Here is a 6305-nt window from a genome sequence, read left to right on the forward strand (position 1 = left end):
AGCGAGGTTGTTCTGCGTGGTGGCGAGAAGCTGTGCGGTCGACTGCAGCGAGAGCAGGTTCTGACGCACCGACGCGGAGAGAACGATACCTGACATTATTCAAACCCTTCTGGTGTGAAATTCGGTCCTGATCCCTTCGAGATCAGGCGAAGCCCGCGACCGACTTCGCGATCGGGGCGACGCGAAACAAGGTGAATGGGAGTGGCTAACAAAAACTGAAGGCCGGACGCGCCGGATCATCCGCTGCCGCATCCTTGGGCGCCTGCAGCGGGCTGCGGCCTGAGGCAGCCGATCGAAAGCCCGTTGATAACACAGCGCATTTACCATGAGCCCGGGCCGTTTACCGGGCGTTAACCTTGTTCGGAAAGGATTTGCCGTCCGCCGACCGGCCTTCGAGCGCGGCAACGCACGGCGATCTACTTCATTTCCCAAGCTCGCCAAGCGCCGATAGCAGGCCTGCAAACACCCGGCTCGCCACATCGGCAAGACACGGCAACGGAGAACAAGGATGGCCCTGAAAGTCGAACTCAAGCCGCACGAGCGAATCATCATCGGCTCCTGCGTGATCACCAACACCGATCAACGCGCGCGGCTCCTGATCGACGGCGACAACATCCCGATCCTGCGCGAAAAAGACATCATGACGCCGGAAAACGCCGATACGCCGGCGAAGCTCGTCTATCTGGCGGTGCAGCTGATGTACATCTCGCCGGGCACCGATGCCAGCCACGGCACCTATTTCAATCTGCTGCGCGACATCATTACGACCGTGCCGAGCGCCTGGCCGCTGATCGAAGCTATCAACGCCCACATTCTCAATGGGGACCTCTATCAGGCGCTGAAAGAAGCCAAGAAGCTCGTCGCCTATGAAAAGACACTTCTGGAGCAGGCCGAACAGGCGAAGGCTGCAGCCGCGTCAACCGAATCCGACGTCAGCTCTGCGGCCTGATCATCTGGCTTAGAGCATGATCCGGAAAAGTGCGAAGCGGTTTTCCGAAAAGATCATGCTCAAACAATAACCTAAAGCGCGATGACGATTCTTTTTAATCTCATCGCGCTTTAGTTCGGAAAAGCCGGGCCCGCTCATACTGCAAAACGCGCCGCCTTTGCCGTGCTTCACAGCGCCAATGGCGGCGCTTCGATCTCCATGAGCGCCGGCTCGCCGGCCGCACGTTGCCGGCCGAACATCAAGACCGCTGCGATCAGCGCATCGATATCGCGCTCGTCGGTGCGGTGATTGACGATCGCGGCACGGATCGCCAGTCGGCCGTCAAGCATCGTGCTCGATGGTGCGGCGATCCCCGCCTCCTGGATGTCGGCGATGACCTCGCCATTCACCGTATCGGGATCGGCGGCGCGATAACGGAAGCAGGCGATATTGAGATTCACCGGCGCCATGAGCTCGAGCTCCGGCTCCGCGCCCACCCGCGCTTCGAGATATCTGGCGAGCTCACAGGTGCGCGCAATCATTGCGCCCAGCCTGTCGGCGCCGAACGTCTTCAACGTGAACCAGGTTTTCAGCGCGCGAAAGCCGCGCGACAGATCAGGGCCAAGATCGCACGGCCACTCGCCGCCGCCTGCAAGTCCCCGCGCCTCCCGGCGCAAATAGGCGGCCGGCGCGGCGAAGGTCTCGCGATGGCGTTCACCGTCGCGCACCAGCAGGAAGCCGGCGTCGTAAGGCACCTGCCCCCATTTGTGGAAGTCGAGCGCGATCGAGTCCGCCTGCTCGATCCCGGCAAGCCGAGGTGCCAACTGCGGCGACAGGATCGCCAGCGCGCCGAACGCGCCGTCGACGTGAAACCACAGCTTCTCCTCGCGGCAGAGCGCGGCCACCGCGGCGAGATCGTCGATCGCGCCGATATCGACCGTGCCGGCTGACGCCACCACCAGGAACGGACGCAGCCCCGCTTTGCGATCGTTGGCGATGGCACTGCGCAGCGCCGCGATATCGATCCGATGGTCGCCATCGACTCCGACACAGCGCAACGCGTTGCTGCCGAAGCCGGCAATATCCATCGCCTTGCTGATGCAACCATGCGCAGCCTTCGACGTATAGGCCCGCAGCAATTCTCCGCTGCCGGCGATGCCCTGCTGGCGAACACCGGGCCCAAGTGCGGCCCGCCGCGCCACCAGGACGGCCATCAGATTGGCCATCGAGGTTCCAGTGACGAACAGGCCGCTCGCACCGGACGGAAAACCGAACATCTCCCGCGTCCACGCGACCACCTGCCGCTCGACCTCTATCGGCATGTGATCGCGTCCGCCGAGATTGGCGTTCAGGCCCGCCGCCAGCATCTCCGCCAGCATCCCGACCACGGATCCGCCGCCATGCACCCAGCCCATGAAGGCCGGATGCACATTGCCGACCGCGTAAGGAACCACGTGCTCGGCAAAATCGCGATAGACCTCGCCGAGCTCGCAAGGCGCGTGCGGCAGGGGTTCGCGAAACCGCGCACGCGTCTCCGACGGAATTGGCTGCCAGACCGGTCGCGCACGAATATTGGCGACGTAGTCGATCATGTCATCGAGCATGCGATGACCTTGCGCACGGAGATCATCCCAATCCTGCGGGTCGAGCGTCTGCCGCTCGGATTGGCTGATATCCGGCGCGACGCTCATGCGGCCTGCTCACGGGCGCTCGCCACCCGCCCCTCGATCATGCCGACAAAGGCTGCGAAGATCGTCCGCATCTGCGGCGGCTTATAAGGGAACATCTCGGGCTGATCCATGTTGTGCACGACGGCCGTATTGTCGGCCTCGAACACCAGCAGCGAGCCGTCTTTGGTCTCGGCGCAATCGATGATAAAGTAGTCGAGCCCGATACGCTCGGCGAGCACCGCAAGCGCGGTGCGATGCCGTCGCCCGAAGCCGATGTCGAACGTCTGCATGAAGGTGGCTTCCTCGAAGCGCTTGGCTTCGTTCGCCGCCATCCCAGCGTTGAGATACCAGATGTCCCAGCGTGCCGCGATCGCCATGTGGCAGGCATAGGGCCGGCCGTCGATGAAAACGATGCGATATTTACGAAACAGGCCATCCTCGCTCGCATAATCGATAAAGGGCGCGACAAAGAACTCCTGCTCGTCGTGCTCATCGAGATAGAGCGAGAGCTCGATCGGCTCATCGAGCTTGGCGAGACCGACGCCGGCATGCGATCCACGCGGCCGGATGATGATGGGAAAGGCGAGATCGGTGGCGATCGTGGTGAGCTGTTCCCGCTCCTCCGCGATCTCGATCAGCCGTTCGCGGACAGCAGCGACGGTGGCGGGCATCATGAGGCCTTCGATGCCGGCGAGCAGCCGGTGCAGCTTGTCGCGATCGAGCTTTGCGATCAGCCGCGGCGGATTGAGCAGCGGACGCGGCCAGCGCGCCGCCACTTGGTCGATCTGTTGCAGCGTATGCTGGCAGTCATCCGAATCGGAGGCGATGACGATGGCGACATCATGCTCCGGCAGCGGCGACGGCAGCTCCACTCCCGGAATCACGTACAGCGTCATCAGCTCGATATCGGCGTCCTCGAGCAGGAACTCGATCGGCGTGTTGCTGCCCATGTCGGTTGCGGCGGCGAGCGCCAGCACGCGCAGCCGCGGCGCTGCGCTCCCGCATGGCGCACGATACAATTGTTGCGCCTGCAGGACGTCCTGCTGGATGGCAAGCCCGGCGGATTTGTCACCCAGCAGCTGCGCGAGCAGCGCGGCATCGAGCCCCTCGCCCGCTACCGCACTGCCGTCGAGCAGCTTGGCGATCAGCCCGCCCCACAGCGGCCTGAGATCCTTGCCATCGAAGGCCGCCTTGGCGAGCTTGGCGAGGCCGATGCGGTCGGCGATCTGCGCAGAAGCCGACACTGCGAGCACGTCAGATACCATCACACATATCCCTGAGATCCCGGCTGCCCACATCAGCGACAAGCAGCTCGATTTTGGCAATCACGTCCGCGATACGGCCGATTTCCGCGTCGATATTGACGCGGGTGGTCGTGAGATCGTCGCTCCAGGTTTCGATCACCTGCCGCGCGCCGAGGCACAGGCGCAGCAGCGCCGTCGGACCGCTGCCAGGCGCATCGATGCGAACCGGCTGGCCGATCAGGCATTGGCGCGCGGCAACCTCGGCCGCACCGCCGCTGAAGCGAGCGCCGAGATCGCGCTGGAGCGCGCGATAGATCAGTTGCACCTCGCCGGCGCCGAGCAGCCGGCCGTCGCGCTGGAGCGCGAATGGAAAAATCGTCGGGAATCCGAATTCGTCATCATCCGCGTCTGCGCTCGCTGCGGCCGTCGCGAGCGGCCGCAAGGCCGGCGAAAGCATCAGGAGGCTCTCGGTGACACCGCCGAACTCGCACAGCACCTTGCGACGATAACGATCCGGCACCTGATAATAGGCCGCGATCTCGGCCAGCGCCGCTTCCCAGCGCAACCACTGACCGATATTCGCCCGCGCCGGCGAGGCCGCGCGCAGTGCGGTCCAATTCATCGGCCAGTCGCTGCGGCTGACATAGTCGGACAATCCGGCTGCAAGCGCAGCGCCGCGTTCGACTGACTTTGCGAGCTGCGGCGGCACCAGCACCGCGCCGCTGAAGGCCGGCCCGCCGAAGAATTTGGAGCCGGTGACGAGCACCAGATGGCCGCGATCGAGACAGTCGCTGATACGCCGGCGGCTCAAACGCATCTGGCAGGCATCGACCACGATCTGGACTTGTCCCGGCCAGCGACGTGCGATCTCGTCGAGGCAGGCCCGATCCGGCGCACGCCAGCCGAGCTTCGATGCATCCATGACCTGCAGCATCACGGCGTGACCGGAGGCGATCGCCGTCTCGACCGCGCCGATCAGCGCCGAGCCACAATCATCGCGCGGCTCGAGTGTCGCGCAATCGAGCAATGGCACGCCGATGCTGTCTCCGGCGAGACCTTCGACCGGCTGTCCCTTCTGCACGGATGCGCCATGCGCCGTCGTCGCGCCGAAATGGCGGCCGCGCGCGGTGGCCTCGGTGCCGCTGCCGGTCTGGTCGGATCCGACCACGATCGTGGTCAGCGCGTCGCCGAGCCGCGCCCGCGCCAGGCCAAGCGCATGCAGCTGCGAGTCCGTCCCCGAGGGCGAGAACACGACACCGATGTCAGCGTCGAGGCCGAGCAGCGTCTTCAGTTCTGAGCGCATCTCCTCGGTGCGGCGGTCGAGCGCTTCGCCGACACCGTGATGGATCGCGACATGCATCAGTTGCTCGCGCGCAAGCTCGGCCCGCGCATAGGCGCGCTCCGAGATGGGCGAGGCCGTGCTAGATGCGAAGTTCAGGATCTCGGGCGAAGGCGTCGGACTGCAGCCATAGGCATTGTGGCCCCAGGGCCGGTCGAGCGCGAGCCTGAGATCGCCGCCGTCGATCAGGAGATCGCCGAGCAGCGCAAACAGATCGCGCAGGCCCGCGGACGCCCCTCCCCCACCCAAGCGCTCGAACGCGGCAGTCTGCAGCTGGGACGTAACCGGCGCCATCGTGCGCTCGTCAGGCCGCATCCGCCGCGGTGGCCGCCGCAGCCGGTGCGAATTGGGACGCGACATTGCCATGAAATACGGACGGACCGACATGGTCGAGGCGGCTGTCCAGATCGGCCCAGATCTGTCCGCCGAGATCGGTCCAGCGCTTGCAGAAGGCGAAGTCCTCGGACAGATAGGTGCCGGTCGCCGGATCGATCATGCATTCGAACAAGGCGAAGCGGTTCGGATTGCCGGCGAGCGCATCGTCCGAGTGCTCGCGAAAGAACTGCAGCGGCGCATAGCCCGGATGGGCGCACATGGTCTCCAGCACGCGGCGGCGGATCATCAGGAAGCCGGTGCCGGCATAACGCACGCGGGCAAAGCCGTTGACCACCACGACGTGGTCGGGATTGTCGATCTCCAGCACGTAGTCGAGCGCGGCCGATGGGACATCCGGCCGACCGGTGTGGATCGCCCGCTTGGCCTTGTTCCAGTTCACCCGCTTGATCGGATAGACGCCGGCGACCATGTCGCCGCCCGATTCGATCAGGCGGAACACCTGCTGTGGCGTGAAGCCGATATCGGCATCCACGAACAGAAGATGTGTCGCGGTCGGATCGTTGAGAAACAACGTGACCAGATTGGCTCTCGCCCGCGTAATCAGTGCGTCACCATCGCGCATGTGGACGGTCAGGTTCACATTGGAGGTCGCCCGCAGCTCCCGCTGTAGCGCAAAGATCGAGCTCGCATAGATGCTCGACACCTGCCCGCCGAAGCAGGGTGTCGCAATCACAAGATGGATCCGCTCATTCACGTCGGTCACGATTGCCTCCGAAGGACGCAAAGCC

General features: G+C 64.5%; 5 protein-coding genes. 1 reads left to right on the plus strand and 4 read right to left on the minus strand.

The genetic code is table 11. The annotated features are described in order from the left end of the window. Window positions 1-508 precede the first annotated feature (508 nt). Window positions 509-949 (plus strand): flagellar biosynthesis repressor FlbT, encoded by a 441-nt coding sequence (gene flbT / locus BRAS3843_RS36175; protein WP_035984002.1) that lies wholly within the window; start codon window positions 509-511, stop codon window positions 947-949. Between the two features lie 167 nt (window positions 950-1116). Here flbT and BRAS3843_RS36180 read toward each other — a convergent pair whose 3' ends face one another. Genes BRAS3843_RS36180 through BRAS3843_RS36195 form a run of 4 tightly spaced genes read right to left on the minus strand, consistent with a single transcriptional unit; the run spans window position 1117 to window position 6271 of the window. Then, window positions 1117-2619: an aspartate aminotransferase family protein gene (locus BRAS3843_RS36180; protein WP_008974242.1), complete on the minus strand. Its 1503-nt coding sequence runs from the start codon at window positions 2617-2619 to the stop codon at window positions 1117-1119. Next, complete coding sequence (locus BRAS3843_RS36185; RefSeq protein WP_050886594.1) at window positions 2616-3863, minus strand: hypothetical protein; 1248 nt, start codon at window positions 3861-3863, stop codon at window positions 2616-2618. The genes BRAS3843_RS36180 and BRAS3843_RS36185 overlap by 4 nt, the downstream gene beginning before the upstream one ends. Further along, window positions 3853-5475 carry a hypothetical protein gene (locus BRAS3843_RS36190; protein WP_008974244.1) on the minus strand — a complete coding sequence of 541 codons (1623 nt, stop codon included), beginning with the start codon at window positions 5473-5475 and terminating at the stop codon, window positions 3853-3855. The genes BRAS3843_RS36185 and BRAS3843_RS36190 overlap by 11 nt, the downstream gene beginning before the upstream one ends. Window positions 5476-5485: 10 nt before the next feature. Next, window positions 5486-6271, minus strand: coding sequence for a hypothetical protein (locus tag BRAS3843_RS36195; protein ID WP_085967074.1), 786 nt, complete (start codon window positions 6269-6271; stop codon window positions 5486-5488). Between the last annotated feature and the right edge of the window lie 34 nt (window positions 6272-6305).

Source organism: Bradyrhizobium sp. STM 3843 (assembly GCF_000239815.1).
Lineage (GTDB): Bacteria > Pseudomonadota > Alphaproteobacteria > Rhizobiales > Xanthobacteraceae > Bradyrhizobium.